The organism is Caniella muris, assembly GCF_943193035.1.
Lineage (GTDB): Bacteria > Actinomycetota > Coriobacteriia > Coriobacteriales > Atopobiaceae > Granulimonas > Granulimonas faecalis.
This window is the reverse complement of record NZ_CALPCK010000001.1, coordinates 1,256,861-1,279,654: the sequence shown is the minus strand read 5'-3', so window position 1 is coordinate 1,279,654 and position 22,794 is coordinate 1,256,861. Positions and strand designations below refer to the sequence as shown.

Annotated in this window: 16 protein-coding genes, 1 tRNA gene and 1 other RNA gene; 16 read left to right on the top strand and 2 right to left on the bottom strand. The window is 71.1% G+C overall.

The genetic code is table 11. The features are described 5' to 3' along the window. Positions 1–161 precede the first annotated feature (161 nt). Entirely contained in the window at positions 162–4,823 is a 4,662-nt protein-coding gene (locus tag NFR49_RS05565) for an LPXTG cell wall anchor domain-containing protein (RefSeq protein WP_251158645.1), read from the top strand. A 276-nt stretch (positions 4,824–5,099) separates the two neighbouring features. Here the strand turns inward: NFR49_RS05565 and NFR49_RS05560 are convergent, their stop codons facing one another. Both NFR49_RS05560 and ffs read right to left on the bottom strand, forming a co-directional pair. Then, positions 5,100–5,789: a DedA family protein gene (locus NFR49_RS05560; RefSeq protein WP_251158644.1), complete on the bottom strand. Its 690-nt coding sequence runs from the start codon at positions 5,787–5,789 to the stop codon at positions 5,100–5,102. Positions 5,790–5,855: 66 nt separating this feature from the next. Further along, an RNA gene (ffs, locus tag NFR49_RS05555) (signal recognition particle sRNA small type) lies at positions 5,856–5,951 on the bottom strand. Between the two features lie 84 nt (positions 5,952–6,035). Between ffs and NFR49_RS05550 the strand changes: the two genes are divergently transcribed. The 15 genes from NFR49_RS05550 (at position 6,036) to glgB (ending at position 22,766) form a co-directional block, all read left to right on the top strand. After that, on the top strand, positions 6,036–6,647 hold the full coding sequence (locus NFR49_RS05550) for a sugar O-acetyltransferase (protein ID WP_251158643.1): 612 nt from the start codon (positions 6,036–6,038) through the stop codon (positions 6,645–6,647). Between the two features lie 107 nt (positions 6,648–6,754). Continuing rightward, a complete protein-coding gene (locus NFR49_RS05545; protein ID WP_251158642.1) occupies positions 6,755–7,447 on the top strand; it encodes an iron-sulfur cluster assembly scaffold protein in 693 nt (230 codons plus the stop codon). 20 nt (positions 7,448–7,467) lie between these two features. Beyond that, positions 7,468–8,502: a GGGtGRT protein gene (locus NFR49_RS05540; protein ID WP_251158641.1), complete on the top strand. Its 1,035-nt coding sequence runs from the start codon at positions 7,468–7,470 to the stop codon at positions 8,500–8,502. 596 nt (positions 8,503–9,098) lie between these two features. Further along, complete coding sequence (dnaX, locus tag NFR49_RS05535) at positions 9,099–11,510, top strand: DNA polymerase III subunit gamma/tau (RefSeq protein WP_251158640.1); 2,412 nt, start codon at positions 9,099–9,101, stop codon at positions 11,508–11,510. A 185-nt stretch (positions 11,511–11,695) separates the two neighbouring features. Continuing rightward, positions 11,696–12,064 (top strand): YbaB/EbfC family nucleoid-associated protein, encoded by a 369-nt coding sequence (locus NFR49_RS05530; protein WP_338032527.1) that lies wholly within the window; start codon positions 11,696–11,698, stop codon positions 12,062–12,064. Between the two features lie 4 nt (positions 12,065–12,068). Continuing rightward, positions 12,069–12,719: a recombination mediator RecR gene (recR, locus tag NFR49_RS05525; protein WP_275557138.1), complete on the top strand. Its 651-nt coding sequence runs from the start codon at positions 12,069–12,071 to the stop codon at positions 12,717–12,719. Between the two features lie 401 nt (positions 12,720–13,120). Beyond that, the gene (locus NFR49_RS05520; RefSeq protein ID WP_251158639.1) at positions 13,121–13,270 is read left to right on the top strand and encodes a hypothetical protein; all 150 of its coding nucleotides are present in this window, start codon (positions 13,121–13,123) and stop codon (positions 13,268–13,270) included. 38 nt (positions 13,271–13,308) lie between these two features. Beyond that, the gene (locus NFR49_RS05515) at positions 13,309–14,073 is read left to right on the top strand and encodes an ABC transporter ATP-binding protein (protein ID WP_251158638.1); all 765 of its coding nucleotides are present in this window, start codon (positions 13,309–13,311) and stop codon (positions 14,071–14,073) included. Next, positions 14,063–16,270, top strand: coding sequence for an FtsX-like permease family protein (locus NFR49_RS05510; RefSeq protein WP_275557137.1), 2,208 nt, complete (start codon positions 14,063–14,065; stop codon positions 16,268–16,270). Before NFR49_RS05515 ends, NFR49_RS05510 begins: the two co-directional genes overlap by 11 nt. Positions 16,271–16,454: 184 nt before the next feature. Next, on the top strand, positions 16,455–17,378 hold the full coding sequence (locus NFR49_RS05505; RefSeq protein ID WP_251158637.1) for a hypothetical protein: 924 nt from the start codon (positions 16,455–16,457) through the stop codon (positions 17,376–17,378). A 142-nt stretch (positions 17,379–17,520) separates the two neighbouring features. Continuing rightward, positions 17,521–17,597 (top strand) — tRNA-Asp (locus tag NFR49_RS05500). 157 nt (positions 17,598–17,754) lie between these two features. Beyond that, the gene (locus NFR49_RS05495) at positions 17,755–18,474 is read left to right on the top strand and encodes an HAD family hydrolase (RefSeq protein WP_251158636.1); all 720 of its coding nucleotides are present in this window, start codon (positions 17,755–17,757) and stop codon (positions 18,472–18,474) included. A 29-nt stretch (positions 18,475–18,503) separates the two neighbouring features. After that, positions 18,504–19,343, top strand: a complete 840-nt coding sequence (locus NFR49_RS05490) for an HhH-GPD family protein (RefSeq protein WP_251158937.1) — start codon at positions 18,504–18,506, stop codon at positions 19,341–19,343. 93 nt (positions 19,344–19,436) lie between these two features. Further along, the gene (rbr, locus tag NFR49_RS05485; RefSeq protein ID WP_135978423.1) at positions 19,437–19,985 is read left to right on the top strand and encodes a rubrerythrin; all 549 of its coding nucleotides are present in this window, start codon (positions 19,437–19,439) and stop codon (positions 19,983–19,985) included. A gap of 474 nt (positions 19,986–20,459) precedes the next feature. After that, positions 20,460–22,766: a 1,4-alpha-glucan branching protein GlgB gene (glgB, locus tag NFR49_RS05480; protein WP_251158635.1), complete on the top strand. Its 2,307-nt coding sequence runs from the start codon at positions 20,460–20,462 to the stop codon at positions 22,764–22,766. Positions 22,767–22,794 lie beyond the last annotated feature (28 nt).

Here is a 22,794-nt window from a genome sequence, read left to right as displayed (position 1 = left end):
GCCGTGGCCGCGCCACGCCCCGCCGGCATGACGCCCCGCCCTCCCGGAATGGGAGAAAAATAGGTACTCTGCGCTATACTCTTTCAGATGAATTTGGATAATGCCCACCGGACTCCCCGTACCGGTGGTCGCAAGCCAAGGTTCTCGGGAAGAGGCACACCATGAGACGCACCTTCAAACGCACCGACCCTTCCTCCGGCACCGCCCTGCCCGCACGGCCGCTCCGCCTGCTCGCGACCGCGGCCCTGGCGGCACTCGTCGCCGTGTCGCCGGTCGCCCCCGTCGCGGTCCGCGCCGCCGGGCTCGCCGACGTCGTGCCCGTGACGGCCACCCGCGCCAACCAGGACGACGTCCAGCTCTTCATCAAGGCCGGCGCCGCCACGCCTGTCGACGGGCTGGCCAACACCTACAGCTTCCCCGACCTCAAGGTCACCACCGAGCCCGCCGGCGCCAAGTTCCAGAGCATCACGGTGCAGTTCACCACGGGCATCACCGCCGCCGACGAGATCTACTTCAACTCGGCCCACCAGCAGAACAACAGCGAGGCGCTGCCCGCGGGCTTCGTCCGCTACAGCGGCAACAAGCACGGCAACCGCTCCATCAACTACACGCAGGCCGGCGGCGCCACCGCCGAGCAGTGGCAGGAGTTCCTCTCCCGCTACCTCACCGTCCAGCTGGCGGACAACACCAACACCAAGGGCCTCCGCATCGTGGCCAGCCTGGCGCCGGTGAGCACCACCCGCGACTACAACTCGCTCAACGGCCACTACTACGAGGTGGGCCGCGACAGCACCGGCTGGTCCACCGCCCTCCGCCGCGCCGAGGAGCACGCCTACATGGGCATGCAGGGCTACCTGGTGACGGTCACGAGCCAGGCCGAGCAGGACTTCGTCTTCTCGCTGGTGCACACCGACACCTGGATCGGCGGCACCACCGACGACGCCTACACGCAGCGCACGAGCGACTGGGCGCAGAACTACCGCACGGACAACGTCGGCGTCCCCACCCGCTGGGCCGACAGCCGGACGTTCAACGGCGCCGGTGTGGTGAGTGCCTACTACTGGGTCTCGGGACCCGAGGCCGGCCTCAAGATGGGCGACGCCTCCACGGGCCAGCGCTGGTACCCGGCCACCAACCCCGAGACCGGCGAGCAGATGTTCATGCTCTGGGCCTCCAGCCAGCCCGACCAGTCCGCCGGCAACGAGAAGTACATGCAGCTGGCGGTCGACTTCGGCAACTCCGCGCGCGACGGCCGCTGGAACGACCTTCCCGACAGCACCTATCCGCTGCCCTACATCATCGAGTACGGCGACATGCCGGGCGACAAGGAGGCGGGCGACGGCGAGGGCGGCGCCGATGCCACCGTGGACGTCTACGTGAAGGTCGACATCGTGGTCGACCCCACGGGCCGCACCATCACCACCGAGGCCGACGACGTGACCGTGGGCGACCCCCTCAGGGTCCGGGAGAACGTCAACGGCGACACCGACGTCAAGACGCACCACATGGACGCGAACAACCAGGAGGCCGGCGTCACGCCCGCCGCCGTCACCCGTGTCTACCAGGTGCGCGACGCCTCCGCACCCGGCGGCTGGCGCGACCTGCGCCCCGACGAGGCCAACGCCGAGGGCGAGCCCTTCCACGCCGGCACCTACCGCGTGACCTCCTCGGGCGTCTACAGCGTGGACGCCTCCGGGACCACCATCCAGGATTACGTCCCCGGCACGGCCACCTTCACCATCCGGCCCAAAGCCCTCGACGCCACGGTCCCGGCCGACCCGGACGGCCCCGGCGCCTTCGAGACCCAGGACCCGGAGACGGGGGAGACGGTCGAGGTGTCCGCCCGTCGCTGGACCAAGGTCTACGACGGCTCGCCCTACCTCGAGGGCGGCCGCGTCTCCGTCTCGGACGGCACGGTCCCCGGCGCCTCCGTCTGGCTCGAGTTCGACGCGGCCGAGCTCTCCTCGGCCGACGCCGGCTCCCGCGACCTCGTCCTCCACGGGGCGCGCCTGGCGGGCGCCGACGCCGCCGACTACCGTCTGCCCGGCCTGAGCGACGCCGGCGACCTCACGGTGAGGGGCACCGTGACGCCGCGCCCGCTCACCGTGTCCAGCCGCTGGTTCTCCGACCCCGCCGCGAGCCCCGCGACCTGGGTGCGCGACGTGGCGCTCGTCGACCCCGACGCGCCCGATACCGAGCCCGCCCACACCGACGCCGCCGTCTTCGACGCCGCCTCCGCCACCGGGACCGCCGCCGACGGTGCCGGGCACACCTGGCCCGTGGCGTGGCCCGCCAACATGCTCGCGCCGGGCGACACCCTGGAGGACGAGCTCGGCGCCGTCTCCTTCAGCCCCCGCACGGCCGGCGGCCTGGCCCTCAGCCACGCCCGCCCGCAGATGGGTACCTACGGGCTCTCGTTCTCCTTCGACAGGCTCCTGACCGGCGACGACGGCACGCTCGTGACCCCGAGCGGCAACTACTCCGTGACCCTCGTGCCCGCGTCCCTGCGGGTGACCGACCGCCGCACCGTGGTGGTCACCGACGGCCACCCCGTCTCCGTCACCGAGCCCGTGAAGCCGGCCGACCCGACCCCCGACCCCGTGGCGCCCGAGGATGTCGAGCGCCTCGTGTGGGAGACCTTCGGCCCCGACGGCCCGGCGCCCACCGGCGGCACGGTGCCGCCGCTGCCCGACGGCGTGGAGCCCGTGACGGTCATCAAGAAGGGCGGCGTGCCCGTCGATGAGATCGACCCCACCAAGCCCGGCGAGTACACCGTCGAGGTCACCTACCCCAACCCCGACGGCACCGACTACGTGGCCGAGGTCACCTACGTCGTGACGCCCGACCCCGGGCAGTCCGACGACCCCGCGGCCTTCACCGTGACCACGCGCCTCGAGGGCGCCACCCAGGGCGCCACCGTCACGCCCACGACCGCCTACGCCCCCGGCGCCGACGGCCGGGTGACCTGGGCGCCGGGCCCCGACTGCTACGTCGTCTCCGTGGAGCTGGACGGCCGGGCCGTCGACCCGGCGTCGACCTCCCTGGACCTCCCGTCCCTCTCGGCCGACCACACGGTGGTGGTCACCCTGGCCAGGAACCCCGTCATCGCGGGTTCGTCCTCCTCGGGCTTCTACACCGTGACCGTCAACACCTACGGGGCGGGCGCCGAGACGAGCCCATCCCAGGTGCTCGAGCCCGGCGGGGACGGCCTGGTCTCTTGGGCCGCGGCCGAGGGCTACCGCGTCTCCGCCGTCTGGGTGGACGGCGTCCCGCTGGACGACGCGGCCGTCGCGCGGGGCTCCGTGGCCTTCTCGTCCATCTCGGGCAACCATGTGGTGGACGTCTACACCGAGCGCGCCGACGGAGCCCCGTCGCTCCGGGCGGACGACTTGCGCGTGACCACCCGGATCGAGGGCGGCCCCGGCAGCATCACCGGAGGCGCCACGGTGGGCGTCGGCGGCTCCTACCATGTGGCCTGGGAGCCGGTGATCCAGACGACGCCCGACGTGGACTCCGCCGACTACGCCGTCTACGAGGTCTCGGGCGTCTCGGTCAACGGCCTTCCCGCCGCCGGCCCCGCCGACCGCGAGATCGGCCTGGACAACATCCGCGAGGACAAGGACGTCGTGGTCTCCCTGTCGCCGGTGGTCTACCGGGTGTCCGTGCAGTCCTTCGGCCCGGGTACGGCCGCGCCCTCGCGCACCGTGTTCAAGGGGCAGGGCTACCGCGACGTCTTCGGCACGCCGGACGCCGGCTCCCGCATCACCTACATCGAGGTGGACGGCACGGTGTACTACGACGAGCGCGACGCCGCCGCGGGGTCGCTCGTGCAGGCCGCGCGCTTCGAGGGCGCCGGCGTGTTCCGGCAGGCGCGCGCCGCGACGCCGGTCTTCCCCGACCCCTCCCTGGACCCCCGTGAGGCCGGCGCCGCCGGGATGGCCCTCGACTTCTCCGGCATCGCCGAGGACCACGTGGTGAAGGTGTACTTCGCCAAGGAGGGCGAGGACCCCGTGAACCCCGACTCCCTCGCCGCCGACGGCCTCGTCCAGGTGGTCCCCGGCGTGGAGGGCGGCCCCGGCACCGTCACCGTGGGCGACCCCGGTGACCCGGCGGCCCCCGGCAACGGCGTCGTCGACCCCACGAAGGACGTGGCCGTGACCTGGGACGTCCCCGAGGGCTACGTGCCCGTCAAGGTCGTGGTGGGCGACCGCGAGTTCCCCGTGGACCCCGAGACGGGAACCGCGACCATCCCGGCCGGCACGCTCCAGGACGGCGACAGGGTCACGCTGGTGGTGGAGAGGCACGCCCCCGGCGACGACGAGGTGCCGTCCCGCACGGCCCCCGGGGAGGCGCCCGAGCAGCTGCGCGTGGAGACCTCGCTCTCCGGCGGCATGGGCTCCATCACGGCGGGCGCGCTGGTGGACCGCCACGGCTCCTACACCGTGGAGTGGAGCGCTGCCGCGGGCTACCGCGTGGCCAAGGTGATCGTCGACGGCGTGGAGCGCCCCGACCTCCTGGAGGCCGGCAGGTGGACCTTCGAGGACGTGGGCGAGCACCACTCCGTCGAGGTGCTCCTCGAGAAGGTGCCCGACCCCGTCGACCCGCCCGGTGACGAGAACGGCGGCACCTCGACGCCCGGCGCCCCGGACGCTCCGCTGCCCGACACCGGCGGCTCCTCCGACCCCGCCGCCTCCGGCGACGTGCGCCCGGTCTCGGTGCTGCCCGCCACGGGCGACGCGGCGACCCCGCTGCCCGCGCTCACCGCGGCCGCGGTGCTCGTCGCGGGGACGGCCCTCGTCCTCGTCCGCCGCTGGCGGGGGTAGGGGGGACCTCCCACCTCGGGGGCAGGGGGGGACTTCCCACCTGAACACGGTTGAGGGCGGGTCCGGCTGCCGCATCGGCGCCGGGCCCGCTCTCGTTCGTGTTCAGGTGCGCGAAATCCGCCCCCAGGTGCGTTCAGGTGCCAAGAGGGTCGCCCTCGACCGCATTCAGGTGCGGAAGAGGGGCGGGGAAGAGAGGGGTGCGGAGGGAGGAGGTGCCGAGAGGCGCCACGAGGGCAGGCCGTCCCGGGGCCGGGCCCCAGCCCGTCCGCGGCCCGCCTACTCGTCGTCCCGGTCCTCCTCGGCCAGCCGCCTCTCCTTGCGGTGGGAGAGTCGCGCCTTCACCAGGCCGGCAACGGCGGGGATGGCCGAGATGAGCACGATGCCCACCACCACGAGCTCGAAGTGCTCCTGCACCGCGGGGATCTGCCCGAAGAAGTAGCCAAGCAGGGTGAAGAGCGACGACCACACGATGCCGCCGAGCACGTTGAAGCCAAAGAAGTGGTGCCACTTCATGCCGCCCACGCCGGCCAGGAACGGCACGAACGTGCGGATGAAGGGGAAGAAGCGCCCCAGGAAGATGGAGACGCCGCCCCACTTGTCCATGAAGGCCTCGGACTGCGCCACGCGCTCGGGCGTGAGGGCCTTGATGCGGCCGCTGTCGATGATGCGTCGGCCCAGGAAGTGGCCGATGAAGAAGTTGCACTGGTCGCCGAGGATGGCGGCGGCCCACACGAACAGGAGCAGCTCCCAGATGGGCAGCACCTGGCCGGCCTCGCCGTGGCAGAGCACGCCGGCGGCGAACAGCAGGGAGTCGCCGGGCAGGAACGGCATGAAGACCACGCCGGTCTCGATGAACACCACCAGGAAGATGAAGCCCACGGCCACCATGGGCCCCTGGGCGATCCAGCCCTGGATGGCCGCCATGGGGTCCTGCAGCAGGCCGGCGATGAATGCGATGAAGTCCATGGCGCTCCTCGGGCGAATCGGTACGGAAGCGCCCCCCGGGCCGCACGGCTCGAGGGGCGCGCTGCGTGCCAGGCGGGAACGGGCGCCCACCAGAGGCCCCTTATGGCTGCTACCTCCCGGTCCTGACCAGGTTCGGGACATGGTGTCGCCCGCCCCTGCCGGACACGCATGGCCCATAGTATAGCGGTGCGGGGCCCGCGCCGGCCCTGAGCGCCGCGACCGCCGTTTCTACAGAGAGGAAGCATCATGGACGCCGCGACCGCCACCCACGCCGAGCGCATGGCCGCCGGCCTCTGGTACGACGCCAACTTCGACCCCGAGCTCCTCGAGGCCCGTCGCCGGGCGGCCTCGGCCTGCCACGCCTTCAACACCTGCGACCCGGCGGACGCCGAGAGGGCCGAGTCCCTCATGCGCGCCGTGCTCGGCTCGGTGGGCGCGGCCGTGGAGGTGCTCGCGCCCCTCACCGTGGACTACGGGTCCAACGTGACCCTCGGCGACGGGTGCTTCGTCAACCACGGCGCCTACTTCATGGACGGCGCCCCCATCGTCTTGGGGAGCCATGTCTTCGTGGGTCCCGACTGCGGGTTCTACACCGCCTGCCACCCGCTGGTGCCCGAGGAGCGCAACGCGGGCTGGGAGCGGGCCCTCCCCATCACGGTGGGCGACGACGTGTGGATCGGCGCCAAGGTGTGCCTGCTGCCCGGCGTGACCGTGGGCGCCGGCTCCGTGGTGGGCGCCGGCTCGGTGGTCACCCGCGATGTGCCGCCCGGGGTCGTGGCCGCGGGCAACCCGTGCCGGCCGCTCCGCGCCGTCACCGACGCCGACCGTGTGCTTTCCGGTGGCGTTTCGCGCGACTGAGGCCTCGCGGCCCGCGCCGGCACTCCCCGCGTTTAGAATGGGGGGAGTCGTCGAGCGGGGGACCCGCCGCGTCACCCGCTCCAGTGAGAGAAAGAGAGAGGAGCGGCATGATTTACTCGACAGAAGTGGAGGCCATGTGCCCTGTGGCCAAGGGCGCCTACCACGGCCCGGCACCCATCCCCGAGGAGGGCAAGTGGGTCCAGGCCAAGGAGGTCTCCGACATCTCCGGCCTCACCCACGGTGTGGGCTGGTGCGCGCCGCAGCAGGGCGCCTGCAAGCTCACGCTCAACGTCAAGGACGGCATCATCGAGGAGGCCCTCGTCGAGACCATCGGCTGCTCGGGTATGACCCACAGCGCCGCCATGGCCTCCGAGATCCTGCCCGGCAAGACCATCCTCGAGGCCCTCAACACCGACCTCGTGTGCGACGCCATCAACACCGCCATGCGCGAGCTGTTCCTGCAGATCGTCTACGGCCGCACCCAGACGGCCTTCTCCGAGGGCGGCCTGCCCATCGGCGCCGCCATGGACGACCTCGGCAAGGGCCTGCGCTCCCAGGTGGGCACCATGTACGGTACCAAGGCCAAGGGCGCGCGCTACCTCGAGCTCGCCCAGGGCTACGTCACCAAGCAGGCGCTCAACGACAAGGACGAGATCGTCGGCTTCGAGTTCATCAACCTCGGCGTGCTCGCCGACGCCCTGAAGGACGGTCTCGACGCCGCGGCCGCCGTCGAGAAGGCCACCGGACGCTATGGCCAGTGGGACAACCCCGCCAAGGTCATCGACCCCCGTCACGAGTAGGAAAGGAGCTGAAGTCACCCATGGCAGTTACGTTCGAAGGCTACGAGCGCCGCATCGACAAGATCAACGAGACCCTCGCCGAGTACGGCATCTCCTCCCTGGAGGAGGCCCAGAAGATCTGCGAGGACCACGGCATCGACCCGCGCGCCATCGTCCTGGGCGTCCAGTCCATCGCGTTCGAGAACGCCGTCTGGGCCTACACGGTGGGCTGCGCCATCGCCCTCAAGAAGGCCGAGAGGGGCGAGGTCAAGACCGCCTCTGACGCCGCCGCCGCCATCGGCGTGGGCCTGCAGTCCTTCTGCGTGCCCGGGTCCGTGGCCGACGACCGCAAGGTGGGCCTGGGCCACGGCAACCTCGGCGCCATGCTCCTCGGCGAGGACACCGAGTGCTTCGCCTTCGTGGCCGGCCACGAGTCGTTCGCCGCGGCCGAGGGCGCCATCGGCATCGCCAACAACGCCAACAAGGCCCGCAAGACCCCGCTGCGCGTGATCCTCAACGGCCTCGGCAAGGACGCCGCCCAGATCATCGCCCGCATCAACGGCTTCACCTACGTCAAGACGTCGTTCGACTACTACACCGGCGAGCTCACCGTCGTGGAGAAGATCCCCTACTCCGACGGCCCCCGCGCCGCGGTGAACTGCTACGGCGCCGACGACGTGCGCGAGGGCGTGGCCATCATGTGGAACGAGAACGTGGACATCTCCATCACGGGCAACTCCACCAACCCCACGCGCTTCCAGCACCCGGTGGCCGGCACTTACAAGAAGGAGCGCCTGGAGAACGGCAAGAAGTACTTCTCCGTGGCCTCCGGCGGTGGCACCGGCCGCACGCTGCACCCCGACAACATGGCCGCCGGCCCCGCCTCCTACGGCATGACCGACACCATGGGCCGCATGCACTCCGACGCCCAGTTCGCCGGTTCCAGCTCCGTCCCGGCCCACGTGGACATGATGGGTCTCATCGGCATGGGCAACAACCCCATGGTCGGCGCCACCGTCGCGTGCGCCGTGGCCGTGGAGGAGGCCATCACCGACGCCATCGAGAAGGGCCTGTAGCCCTCACCGGCGCCACCCGGCATCGCCCCGTCTCGCAGGGCCCCGACCGCACCGCGCGGCCGGGGCCCTGCCCCGTGTCCCACCGCTTATCCCAGCACCTGTCCCACCACCCGGACACTTTTGTCCCACTTTTGGTGCGCTCATGGCCTCGGTGAGCGGCTTGGTAGCCTTCGGTGAGCGGATTCGGGCCGCCCGGCCCTTCGGTGAGTGGATTTCTGCTCACCGAAGGGCCCCTGTCCGCTCACCGAACGCCCCCTATCCCCGCCCTCCGTCGCCCACCCGCCAAAACCTACCGTTCGCCGGGAGGGTCCCCCGTTTTCCCGCGGCCGAGAATGAGGGGCCGCCCCCGCGGTACAAGGACGACAACGGCGCGCCTCGCCTCCTCTTCTCCTTGGCCACTTGGCTGTGGGGCCCGGCACCCCGCCCCCTGCCAGACGCATCCCTCTTGGCGGGCGCGCCATCGTCTTCACCTGCGGTCGTGCTCTCTCCCTCTCTCGGACGACCGCCGAACGGCGCCCCAACCCGGGGCGCCGTTTCTCTTGCCGCCGTCCCGGTCGCGTACAATGGACAACCCGAGCCGGGACGGGAGGAAAGCCATGGAGTCTCTGTACCGCAAGTACCGCCCGCAGACCTTCGACGACGTCGTGGGCCAGAAGACCGTGGTGTCCACCCTCGAACGGGGTGTCCAGAGCGGCGGCCTCGGCCACGCGTACCTCTTCTGCGGCCCCCGCGGCACCGGCAAGACCACCCTGGCGCGCATCCTCGCCAAGGCCGTGGCCTGCGACCAGGGGGCGGGCCACCTGCCCGACGGCACGTGCGAGCAGTGCGTGGCCATCGCCGAGGGCCACCACCCCGACGTCCACGAGCTCGACGCCGCCTCCCGCACCGGCGTGGACGCCATCCGCGAGGAGATCGTCAACCGCGTGGACTTCGCCCCCACGGTGGCGCGCCAGAAGGTCTATATCGTGGACGAGGTCCACATGCTCACCACGGCGGCCTTCAACGCGCTGCTCAAGACCCTCGAGGAGCCCCCGGCCCACGTGGTCTTCGTGCTCTGCACCACCGACCCGCAGAAGATCCCGGCCACCATCCTGTCGCGCGTGCAGCGCTTCGACTTCCGCTCCATCGACGACGCCGACATCCGCGAGCGCCTGGAGTACGTCTGCCGCGAGGAGGGCTTCTCGGCCGAGCCGGAGGCCATCGACATCGTGGCGCGCCACGCCCGCGGCGGCATGCGCGACGCCCTCTCCACGCTCGAGCAGCTCTCCGTGTTCGGCGACGGGTCGATCACCGCGGCCGACGCCCGCGACCTCCTGGGCGTGGCCGACTCCGCCGCCCTCGACGCCGCCGTGGCGGCCCTGGCCTCCCGCGACGCCGCGGCCCTGCTCGGCCTGGTGGCCGACCAGACGTCCGCCGGCAACGACCTCCTCCGCTTCTGCGACGGCCTCGTGGGGCGCCTGCGCGACCTCTACGTGGCCGCCGTCGCCGGGCCGGTGGAGTCGCTCCTGGGCGGCACCGAGGAGGAGCGCGCCGCCCTGGCGGCCCAGGCGCGGACCCTGGAGTCCGCCGAGAGGATCTCGCGCTACCTGGACTGCCTGGGCTCCACGGCGCTCTCCATGCGCACGGCCCGCAACCCGCGCCTCACCTTGGAGGTGGCGGTCTCGCGCCTCGTGCGGCCGGAGACCGACATGACGGTGGAGGCCCTGGCCGAGCGCGTGGCCGTGCTCGAGCGCGCGCTGGCCGGCGGCGCCGGTGCGGCGCCGGTGCAGGTTGCGGCGCCGGCCCTCGGGGCGGGGGATGGGCGGTCCCAGGCGCCGGCGGCTGCCGAGAGGAACGCGGCGCCGCAACGGGCGGCCGCGCCCCAGGTTGCGCCCGCCGCCGAGCGGGAGGCCCGCCCGGCCTCGGCCGCCGCTGCCGCCGCCGTCCCGCCGCGGCAGCCGCAGGCCCAGGCCCCGCAGCCCGCGGCCCAGGCGGCCAAGCCCGCATCGGCCTCCGCGCCAACGCCGGCGCCCAAGCCCGCCCCGCAGCCGACGCCCGCGCCCAAGCCACCCGCTCCCGCACCGACGCCAGCGCCGGCGCCCAAGCCCGCACCGGCCGCCCCCGCGCCGTCGGCGACGTCGACGCCCGGCGACCCGCGCCTCGGCGCGGCTTGGGACACCGTGCTCTCCGTGCTCCGTCAGACGAGCGCCCCCACGCACGCCCTCCTCATGAACGCCCGCCCCCTGAGCGACGACGGCCACACGCTGGTCATCGAGTCGCCCCAGGCCGGCTTCGTCCAGGGCCTCCTCGGCCGCCCCGACGTCTCCCAGGCCGTCTCCCAGGCCCTCTCGCAGGCCATGGGCCAGCGCACCGTCGAGGTCCGTGCCGCCGGTGCGCCCGTCGGACCGGCGCAGGGGTCTCCCGCCACGGCGGCTCCCGCCCCTGCTTCCCGCCCCGTCCCGCAGCCCTCGTCCCGCCCGACGGCCCCCCAGGTCGCACCGGCCCCCCAGGCGTCGGCCCCCGCCGCCCGGCCGGCCACGCCCCAGCCCGCATCGCAGGCGCCCTCCTCGGCGTCGGCCCCCGGTGCGTCCGTGCCGCCGTGGGAGGAGGCCTCTGCGGCCACGGCGACCGCCGTGGCGCCCCCCGAGTCCGATGACGATTGGGTCCCCCTCGAGGCCTACGGCATGGCCCCGACCGCCGGCGCCGCCGAGCAGCCCGACGGACCGGCCGGGCAACCCGCCCCGGCGTCGGCCCCCAAGCCTGCGTCGGCCCCCGCCCCGGTGTCGGCTTCGGCCGCCCCGCAGCCGGCCCCCGCGCCCAACCCCGCCGCGCCCGCCCCGCAGCCGGCGCCCCCCGGCCTCACGGACCCCTTCGCCGAGGCCGCCTCGCAGGCCGCCGCCCGACCCCAGGCCGTGGACCCCTCCACGCTGCCGCCCGACCAGGCCTCGGCGTTCGAGCTGGCCTCCTCGGTCTTCGGCGAGGGCGTGCGGGTGCTCCCGGTTGAGGGCGACGGCCCCTTCGGCGCCTGACCGGCCCCGGGGCATCGGCCCCGCCGTCCCCGGCCGCCCCGAGCCGGCTCGGCACCCCTGCGTGGGACAAAAGTGTCCGACTGTTGGGACAGGGGCACGACCGGGCAAATGGGGTGCCGCGACCGCTACAGTTGTGACAGCACCGCCGGCCCCCGCCGGCGCACACCCGACAGAAAGGTCAACCCATGGCTAAGAACCGCATGCCCCGCGGCGGGATGCCCCGCGGCAACATGGGCGGCGTGAACATGAACCAGCTCATGCAGCAGGCCAAGAAGATGCAGGAGCAGCTCGCCCAGGCCCAGGACAAGGCCAAGGAGCTCGAGGTCTCCGCCAGCGCCGGCGGCGGCATGGTCAAGGTGGTCGCCTCGGGCGACATGCAGCTCAAGTCCATCGCCATCGATCCCGAGGCCCTCGACCCCGACGACGTCGAGCTGCTCCAGGACATGATCCTGGCCGCCGTCAACGATGCCCTCAACTCCGCCTCCGAGGCGGCCAACAGCGAGGTGGCCTCCGCCACCGGCCTGGGCGGCATGGGCATCCCCGGCCTGTTCTAGCCCCTTGTACGGCAGCGACCCCACGGGGGCGCCCCCGGGCGCCCCCTCCCCATCCCCCGACGGCGACCGCCGAGCGCTCACGCGGCTCCTCGACGAGCTCGGGCGCCTGCCCGGCATCGGCCCCAAGTCGGCCCAGCGCATCGCCTACCACCTGCTGTCGGTGGACGGCGAGGAGGCCCGGCGCCTCGCCCAGGCCATCCTCGACGTCAAGCGCCTCGTGCACTTCTGCCCCGTGTGCTTCTCGTACGCCACGGGCGACGTCTGCGACGTCTGCGCCGACACCTCGCGCGACCGCTCCTCCATCTGCGTGGTGGCGGAGCCGCGCGACGTCTCGGCCATCGAGCGCACCGGCGTCTACCACGGCCTCTACCACGTGCTGGGCGGCGTCGTCTCGCCCATGGACAAGGTGGGCCCCGAGCAGCTCCACGTGCGCGAGCTCATGGCCCGGCTCTCCTCCGACGAGGTGGCCGAGGTGATCCTCGCCACCAACCCCGACGTGGAGGGCGAGACCACCGCCACCTACCTGGCCCGCACCATCCGCCCCCTGGGCGTCAAGGTGACGCGCCTGGCCTCCGGCCTACCCGTGGGCGGCGAGCTGGAGTATGCCGACGAGGTCACCCTCGGCAGGGCCATCGAGGCCCGTCGCATGGCCTGACCCCGCCCGTCGGCCCGCGACCGTCGGCCACCCCACCCCTTCTCGCCCCCTCCCGCACCTGAACGCGTCTGAGGGCGACCCTTTCCCCGCCTGAACGTGTCTGGGGGCGGATTTCGCACCCTTGGGCGCCCTGGAGGGCGGGTTCCCGCGCAAACCGGCGCAGGGGCCCGCCCTCAACCGTGTTCAGGTGCCGAGGAAGGTGCCGAGGAAGGTGCCGATAGGGGCCGCCGGGAGGGGTGCCGATACGGGCCCCGCCCGCTGCGGCCCGCCGGCTGCGGCCCGCCCCGGCGGGCCCTCCCTTACGGCACTGTCACCCACCGTAAGCCCAATCGATGGCAGCCCCCGGGGCCCTCCTCCACCATGGGAGTCGTCAGAAACGCCGACCCGTGAGGAGGAGCACCATGATGAAGCGGGCCCTCGACACCTACTTCGAGAACAACCAGGCCGTGCTGGACGGTTCCATGTCCACCGTCGAGCTGGCGTGCTGGACGGCCTTCATGACCGTCGTGGGCGCCGTGATGATGGCCGCCCTCTGGGTGTTCTCCCGCTGACCCTCCCCACCGCACGATCCCTGGAGAAAGGAACCGCCATGTCCAACGTCCTCGAGGTCCGCGACCTGGTGAAGGTGTACGGGGGAGGCCTCGCCAGCGCCACCCGGGCCCTCGACGGGGTGAGCCTCACCGTCGCCAAGGGCGAGTCGGTGGCCATCATGGGCCCGTCCGGCTCCGGCAAGACCACCCTGCTCAACTGCATCGCCACCATCGACCGCCCCACCTCCGGCGAGGTGGTGGTTGACGGCACCGACGTCGCCCACATGCGCCAGCGCGCCCTGGCCGACTTCCGCCGCACCCAGCTGGGCTTCATCTTCCAGGACTCCAACCTCCTGGACACCCTCACCTGCCGCGAGAACATCGAGCTCCCGCTCACCATCGCCCGCCGCAAGCCGTCGTTCATCCGCGAGCGCACCGAGCAGGTGGCCGCCTCCCTCAACGTGTCCGAGGTGCTCGACAAGTACCCCTACCAGGTCTCCGGCGGCCAGGCCCAGCGCATCGCCGCCTGCCGCGCCATCGTGGCCGACCCGGCCCTCGTGCTCGCCGACGAGCCCACGGGCGCCCTGGACTCCAAGAACTCCAAGGTGCTCCTCGAGTCCTTCGAGCGGCTCAACCGCGACTACGACACCACCATCCTCATGGTCACCCACGACGCCTACGCCGCCAGCTACTGCCACCGCGTGCTGTTCATCCGCGACGGCAGCCTCTTCACCGAGGTCCGCCGCGGCGACCGCGACCGCCGGGAGTTCTTCGCGGAGGTCAACCGCGTCATCTCGGTGATGGGGGGTGGCGATGCTCGTTAAGATCGCCCTCGGCAACGTCCGCCGCTCCCTGCGCGACTACGCCGTCTACTTCGTCACCATCGCCCTCGGTGTGGCGGTCTTCTACGCCTTCAACACCATCGGGGTCCAGGGGGAGTTCCTGTCCGGGTCGGCCAGCGAGACCCTGCTCTTCATCGCCGACCTGCTCCACGGCCTCACCTACGGCCTGGCGGTGGTCCTGGGGTTCCTCATGGTCTACGCCAACAACTTCCTCGTGCGCCGCCGCAAGGAGGAGTTCGGCCTCTACCAGATCCTGGGCATGACCCGCGGCCAGGTGGGCCTCATCATGGCGGTGGAGACCCTGGTGGCCTCCGTGGCCGCCTTCCTGGTGGGGCTCGTGCTGGGGCTCTTCGCCTCGCAGCTCCTGGTCTTCGTCTCGGCGGCCATGTTCAACGAGACGGTCAAGGAGTTCCGCTTCATCGTCTCCGAGGAGGCCATCGTCACCGTGGCCTCCTGCTTCGCCGTCACCTTCGCGGTCATGCTCCTGTTCAACCTGCGCACCATCTCGCGCCTGCGCCTGGTGGAGCTCGTGCGGGGCGGCAGGGCCAACGAGTCGGTGCGCCTCAGGCGCCCGGTGCTCTCCGCCGTGGCCCTGGTGGTGTCCGTGGCCCTCATCGTCTGGGCCTACCAGCGCCTGCTCACCATGGGCTTCCCCGTGATGATGGGGGCCACGTCGGGCGACGACGGCCAGGCCAACATGCAGTTCGCCATCACCACGGCCATGGTCACGGCCGGCACGCTCCTGCTGTTCTGGGCGCTGCCCACGGTGCTGGTCAAGGGGGCCGAGAGCCTCAAGCACTTCTACCTGCGCGACCTCCACATGTTCACCGTGCGTCAGGTGGCGAGCCGCATCAACTCCAGCTCGGCCGCCATGGGGGTCACGGCCATGGTGCTCTTCCTCGCCGTGACCTCGGTGACCACGGGCATGGCCCTGGCCACCTCCCTCAACGACTCGCTCCTGCGCTGCAACCCCTACACCGCGTCGGTGAACGCCTTCTACTTCGATTCCGGCAACATCCAGGCGTTCTCCTCCGAGGGCAGCGGCCAGGCCTTCGCCGAGGCCACCGCCCCCGTGGACATGGTCGAGAACTACCGGAGCCTGGGCATCGACTTCGACCGGTTCTGGGCCCGCACGGCCCAGGTGAACACCTACGACCAGCACGCCCCCGGGGCGCCCGAGGGCGGCACGTCCCTGGCCGACGTCGCCGAGGCCACCGGCACCATGGGCTTCTGGCGGGAGTACAATCTCGCGGACGTCGTGGCCGACACCTACCCTGTCCTGGAGCCCCTCTCCAGCTACAACGCCTCCCGACAGCTCCTGGGCATGGAGCCGGTGTCCCTCGACGAGGGGTCCGTGATCGTGACCACCGACAGCCCCTCCACCTTCGGCCGCTTCTGGGACCAGGTGGCCGCCTCGGACCGGCCCATCTCCGTGGCCGGCCGCGACCTCACCGTCCAGGAGGTGGTGACCGACGAGAGCGCCGCCCTGTTCGACTCCGGCGTCTCCCAGAACCTCGGCACCCTCGTGGTCCCCGACGACATGGTGGCCGGCCTGGCCCCTGCCACGTCCTTCCTGCAGTTCATGGTCCCCGACGACCAGGCGGAGGCCTTCGACGAGTACTTCAACGAGAACTCCCTTCCCGCATCGGCCCTGCTCGCCCGCGGCGAGTCCGATGCCAACGTGGAGCGGGCCAACTGGCTCATGGACGGCGGCCGCGCCGTGGGATCCTTCACCTACTCCAGCACCTTCGCCTCCCAGCGGGAGAGCTCGGGCAGCCTCACGGGCCTCGTGGGCTACATGGCCGTCTACATCGGCTTCGTCCTCGTGATGTCGGTGGCCGCGGTGCTCGCCATCCAGATGCTCTCCGGCGTGGCCGACTCGGCCGGGCGCTACCGCCTCCTCAACGAGCTGGGATGCCCCCGGGGCCTCCAGGACCGCTCCCTGCTCAGCCAGGTGCTCTTCTACTTCCTGCTGCCCCTGGCCGTGGGCGTGGCCCACTCGGCGGTGGCCCTCACCAAGGTGGGCGAGATCGTCTCCTTGATCACTCCCTTCGACATCGTGGGGGCCACGGCGGCCGGCGCCCTGGTGTTCGTGGTGGTCTACGGCGGCTACATGGCGGTGTGCTGGGCGCTTTCGGCCGGCACCGTGCACCGCACCGTGAGCGAGGCGCGCCGCTAGCCCTCTGACCGACGCCTCGGCCGAACGGGCCCCTCTCCGTGGAGTTGCTGCGGAGAGGGGCCCGTTTTCACGTTCGTGGATACCGGGGCGGGCGACGGGCGGGTATCCGGGGTTGCCAAACCGTCTAAGATGCTGGGGTAACCATTGCCGAGGCACGGGCACGGGCCCGCACATCGAGGAGACCATGGCGAACAACCCCTACAGCGACGGGTCGTCCCGTACGCCAAGACACGCCAAGCACGCCGCAAAGCCCGGGACGTCGCCGGAGCCGCGCCGCCCCGGCGCCCGGAGGCAGCGGGGGCCGGCCCCCGTGCCCCGCGCCGCGTCCGGCCCCGTGGACGTGCCCCCCGTCTCCGGCCCCGAGGACGTCGTCACCGTGCCCGACGGCGCCCCGCGCCCCATCGGCGTTGACCCCTCCGAGACCGGCGCCTTCTCCACCCTCGCCTCGGGTCAGGGCGCCGTGCTCCACGACCGCGGCTCGGCCTCCGAGGCCGCCTCGGCCGCCCGAGAGAACTTCCGCCGCGGCGGCTCGGCGCGCCTGCACCAGGGCAAGCGCCCCCACGTGGCCTCCCGCCACGGCGGCGCCCGCGTGAGCCGGCCGGTGGCCATCGGCCTGGGCGTGGCGGCCGCCTGCGTGGTGGTCGTGCTCGCCGTGGTGGTCATCGGCGCGCTGCACACCGTGCCCACGTCCCTCGACGGCGGCGAGGGCCAGGCCCCCACCCGCGTGGAGCAGACCCAGGACGACCAGGGCCAGGGCATCGAGTACGCCGGCTACACCTACGGCGTGCGCCAGGACGACGACGGCGCGGGCTACTCCTTCGTGCGCACCCAGGGCGCCGACGGCGACCCCCAGGTGCTGTTCCGGCTCCAGGGCACGCCGGTGACCGTGGTGCTCTACAACGGCGGCTTCCTCATCCCCGAGAACCTCGGCGAGTCGTGGAACGTGGTCTCGTGGGTCATGGGCGACGGCTCCGTGGAGTCGGTGCTCGCCCACGACGACGGCACCCCGGTGGAGGGGAGCGGCACCGTCTCGTCCGCCAAGCTGGACGGCTCCAACCTGGTGCTCTCCTTCGACAACGACGTGACCGAGACCGTGGCCCTGGGGTAGGACCCTGTCCCATCACCCGGGCACTTTTGTCCCAATGGTCGGGCACTTTTGTCCCAAACGGCGGCGTCGGGAAAAAAGTTCCGATTCACGCTTGCATCGCCGGCCGCAGTCGTGCAATACTAACGCTCGCGCCAAGGCGCACGGGGTGTTAGCTCAGCTGGTTAGAGCGCCGGCCTGTCACGTCGGAGGTCGAGGGTTCAAGTCCCTTACATCCCGCCACTTTGGACCTGCAGGGCCGGAGGTTTTCCTCCGGCCCTTTTTCTTATGAACGCCGCCGCCGGCCTTTTCGCGCCTTTCTTCCCCCTGCCCCTGATAGGCCCTATGCTGTTGGGGTATCTGCACCGCTATGGGAACGTTTTCGAGGAGAGTCCGGCCAGTGGCCAGAGTGGATGACAGCAGCACCGGTCGACGGGGGCAGGCCGCCGCGCCCAAGGCGCGTCTGGCCGTCTTCGACTACGACGGCACCATCATCTCGGCCCAGTCGGGCACCCAGTTCACCAAGTACTTGCTGGTCAACGGCTATATCAGCCCGCTCTCGGCCCTCAAGGTGATGCTCTGGGGCGCCCGCTACACCCTGCATCTCCCGCACGACCAGGCGGCCGTGCGCGGCTACCTGGTGAACGACCTCGACCGCCTCACCAGGGCCCAGATCCAGGAGATCATGGGCCGCTTCCACGACGACGTCCTCACGCGATTCTACCGCCCCGCCGCCCTCGAGCAGGTGCGGGCCTGCCGCGAGGACGGGTGCGTGTGCGTGCTGGTCTCGGCCACCTTCCACGGCATCGCCCGGGCCGCCGCGCGCCACATCGGCATGGACGCGTTCCTCGCCACCCGCATGGCCGTGAACGAGGAGGGCCACATGACCGGCGCCGTGGACGGCGAGGTGGTGGAGGGTGCCGGCAAGTGCCGCGCCGTGACCCGCTGGGCCGACGGGCGCTTCGGTCCCGGCAACTGGGTGGTGGAGTACGCCTTCGGCGACCACCACTCCGACGAGGAGATGCTCTCCCTCGCCCAGCACCCCTACGCCGTGGACCCCGGCCGCTCCCTGCGCTCGGTGGCCAAGCGCCGCGGATGGCCGGTGCTGCTGTGGGAGTGACCGACGCCGACGGCCGTCGGCCCGCCTCGATGGACCCGTTCCGCCGCCACGTGCTCGCGGAGGGGCGCCTTCACTGGCGCGACCTGCCCTGGCGCCGCACCCGCGACCCCTATGGGGTGTGGGTGAGCGAGGTCATGCTCCAGCAGACCCAGGTGTCGCGGGTGGACGGGCGCTGGCAGCGCTGGCTCGCGCGCTTCCCCGACCCGGCGTCCCTGGCCGCCGCCGAGACGGCCGACGTCCTCGCCGAGTGGCAGGGGCTGGGCTACAACCGCCGCGCCCTGGCCCTCCAGCGGGCGGCGTCCGAGATCTGCGAACGTTGGGGCGGCCGGGTGCCCCGGGACGCGGCCGACCTCGTCTCGCTGCCCGGCATCGGGCCCGCCACGGCGGCTGGGATCCGCGCCTTCGCCTTCGATCTCCCCGGGGTCTACCTCGAGACCAACGTGAGGGCGGTCTTTCTCCACGAGTTCTTCCCCGACGGCGAGAAGGTCCCCGACCGGGTGCTCGTCCCCCTGGTGGAGGAGGCCTGCCCGGAGGAGGGGGCCCGCCGCTGGTACTACGCCCTCCTCGACTACGGGGCCCATCTCAAGAGGACCGTGCCCAACCCCTCCCGGCGGTCGGCCGCCCATGGGCGCCAGTCGGCCTTCGAGGGCTCCCGGCGCCAGAAGCGCGCCGCCCTGGTGCGCCTGCTCCTGGAGGCGCGGGAGGCCGGGGCCGGCGGCCTCACCCTGGACGACGCCGTGGCCTGCCTGGGGGAGCAGGAGGCGGCCAGGGGGCGTCCGGAGCCCGCCGCCGGGTTGGTGGGGGAGCTCCTGGACGAGCTCGCGGCCGAGGGGTTCTGCCGCAGTGGGGACGGAATGTGGAGTTGCTGATAGGGCCGTCCCCGTCGGCGCGGTTGGGTATCCTAACCTCTGAAAGTTGGGCAAATGCCCGTGTCACAGGCCATCACATCCAAGGAGGACAGGATGCCTACCATCGATTTCAACGAGTCCCAGACCAAGAAGAACCTGGAGATCGCCTTCGCCGGCGAGTCCCAGGCCGCGATGAAGTACAGCTACTACGCCAAGCAGGCCGCCAAGGACGGGTACGTCCAGATCGGCGACATCTTCTCCGAGACCTCCGGCAACGAGTCCATCCACGCCAAGCTCTGGTTCAAGTACCTCCACGGCGGTCATGTGCCCGACACCATGACCAACCTCAAGGACGCCGCCTCCGGCGAGAACTACGAGTGGACCGAGATGTACGCCGAGTTCGCCAAGGTCGCCAAGGAGGAGGGCTTCTCCGAGATCGCCGCCAAGTTCAAGCTCGTCGGCGACATCGAGAAGACCCACGAGGAGCGCTACAACAAGCTCGTCGACCGTATCGAGAACGGCGAGGTCTTCTCCCGCGGCGACACCACCGTGTGGCAGTGCCTCAAGTGCGGCTACCTGCACGTCGGCCCCACCGCCCCCGAGGTCTGCCCCGTCTGCGGCCACCCGCAGTCCTACTTCCAGCAGCGCGCCGTCAACTACTAAGGCGCCCGGCCCAAGGCCGACCCCTGGATTCGAGCCCGGTCCCTCCTCGGAGGGGCCGGGCTTTTCTCGTCTCCCGGCAGGCCGCACCGGGGCACTCGCCAGGGCCTCCCCGCGGGGAGAATTCTATCCGGTACCTAACTAATCCCTTTGAAAAAATAAGGGTTATAGTGTGAAAAAATGTCTCCGTTCCGTGGTCAACCCCGACGGTCGCCGACGGTTTATCGCAGTTTTATCCCCGATGGACCCCATTTGCAAAGAAAAAATAATACTGGGATGTACCAGCATAAACACTGGTTTTAGAGGGGTATTTCGACAAAAATCGCAGTGGGCGGCGCTGTTTTACTTGTATATGTGGGATGCACCGGGTATCGTAGGCTCACGTAATCGCAAAATACCCTGAAGAGCGTCGGGCAACAGCCTGAACGGAGGGCCGGGTTCCGCGGGGCCACGGCCGCAGAGAAGGGAGGGCGCTTCATGGGCGCCACCGAACACACCATCACCAAAGACGACCTTTACCTGCTGGCCAAGGGCGACTGGAACCGCAGCTGGGAGAAGATGGGTGCCCACAAGGCCACCGTCGACGGCCAGGACGGCTACACCTTCGCCGTGTGGGCCCCCGGTGCCCGCAAGGTCACCGTCATCGGCGAGTTCAACGAGTGGAACACCGAGGCCGACCCCCTGACCGAGACCCCCAACGGCGGCGTGTGGCAGGGCTTCGTCCCCGGCGCCGCCGAGGGCCAGCTGTACAAGTTCTACATCCTGTGCGACGACGGCTCCGAGCAGTACAAGGCCGACCCCTACGCCTTCTGGAGCGAGTGCCCCCCGGGTACCGCCTCCCGCCTCGCCGACCTCTCCGGCCACGTGTGGAAGGACGGCCTGTGGATGGGCCGCCGCGGCCGCACGGACCACTTCAAGCGCCCGCTCAACATCTACGAGGTGCACCTGGGCTCCTGGAAGCGCCACGACGACGGCCTCGACGGCCTCGGCACCGGTGAGGGCGGCGGCTCCTACCTCACCTACGACGAGCTCTCCGAGGAGCTCGTGAGCTACGTGGCCGACATGGGCTACACCCACATCGAGCTCATGCCCGTCATGGAGCACCCCTTCGACGGCTCCTGGGGCTACCAGACCACCGGCTACTACGCCCCCACCGCCCGCTACGGCGACCCCTGCGCCTTCATGAACTTCGTCGACAAGTGCCACCAGGCCAACATCGGCGTCATCCTCGACTGGGTGCCCGGCGGTTTCTGCCGCGACATCCAGGGCCTCGTGCACTTCAATGGCCACAAGCTCTACGAGAAGGAGGAGCACCCCAACTGGGGCACCTACAAGTTCGACTACGCCCGCGGCGAGGTGCGCACCTTCCTCACCTCCAACGCCCTGTTCTGGCTCGAGGCCTACCACGCCGACGGCATCCGCATGGACGGCGTGACCTCCATGCTCTACCTGAACTTCGGCGTCGACGACCCCTCCCAGAAGAAGTTCAACGAGAAGGGCACCGAGGAGGACCTCGTCGCCATCGACTTCGTGCGCCACGTCAACGAGACCGTGGGCAAGTACCACCCCGACGCCATGATGATGGCCGAGGAGTCCACCGCGTGGCCCCTCGTGACCCGTCCCGCCGAGGTGGGCGGCCTGGGCTTCCACTACAAGTGGGACATGGGCTGGATGAACGACACCCTCAACTACTGCAAGACCGACTTCCCGTACCGCCCGGGCAACCACAACCTGCTCACGTTCTCGATGATGTACGCCTACTCCGAGAACTACGTCCTGCCGCTGTCCCACGACGAGGTTGTGCACGGCAAGGCGTCCCTCATCCAGCGCCAGCCCGGTGACTGGTGGCGCCAGTTCGCCGGCCTGCGGAACCTCGCCTTCTACCAGATGACCCACCCGGGCGCCAAGCTCAACTTCATGGGCAACGAGATCGCCCAGTTCATCGAGTGGCGCTACTACGAGGGCATCCAGTGGTTCCTCACCGACGAGTACGACACCCACCGCAAGTTCCAGCACTTCGTCCGCGAGCTCAACCGCTTCTTCCGAGACAACAAGGGCCTCTGGCAGCACAACTACGACGAGAGCGGCTTCGAGTGGATCGACGCCGACAACAGCGAGCAGTCCATCGTCTCCTACGTGCGCCACGGCGACCGCCCCGTGGACGACCGCGTGGTGGTCATCAACTTCGACCCGGCCACCCACGAGGAGTTCCGCCTCGGCGTCCCGCGCGAGGGCAACTACGTGGAGGTCTTCAACACCGACGCCGTGGAGTTCGGCGGCTCCGGCGTGATCAACGAGGGCACCCTTGTCTCCACGCCCACGGCCACCGACCGCTGCGAGGACTCCATCGTCCTGCGCGTGCCGCCCCTGGCCGGCGTGGTGCTCAAGCGCACCGGCAAGTCGTCCTACGTGGCCCCCAAGCCCAAGGCGGCGCCCAAGAAGGCTGCCCCCAAGAAGGCTGCGCCCGCCAAGAAGGCCGCCGCTGCCGCGAAGGACGAGGCGCCTGCGGCCGCGCCCGCCAAGAAGGCCCCGGCCAAGAAGGCGCCCGCCAGGAAGGCCCCGGCCAAGGCCGCCGCTGAGAAGCCCGTCGCCCCCAAGCCGGCCGCCAAGGCCGCCGCGCCCAAGGCCGAGGCCGCCAAGAAGGCCGAGCCCGCCGCCTCCGTCGCCGAGGCCCGCGTGAAGAAGGCCGCCGCCTCCGCCGCCAAGGCCGCCCCGGCCGCCAAGAAGGCCCCGGCCAAGAAGACGACCGCCAAGAAGCCGTCCAAGCGCTCCACCAAGCGCTAGGGGACGGCCCCCATGACTTCGAGAGAGA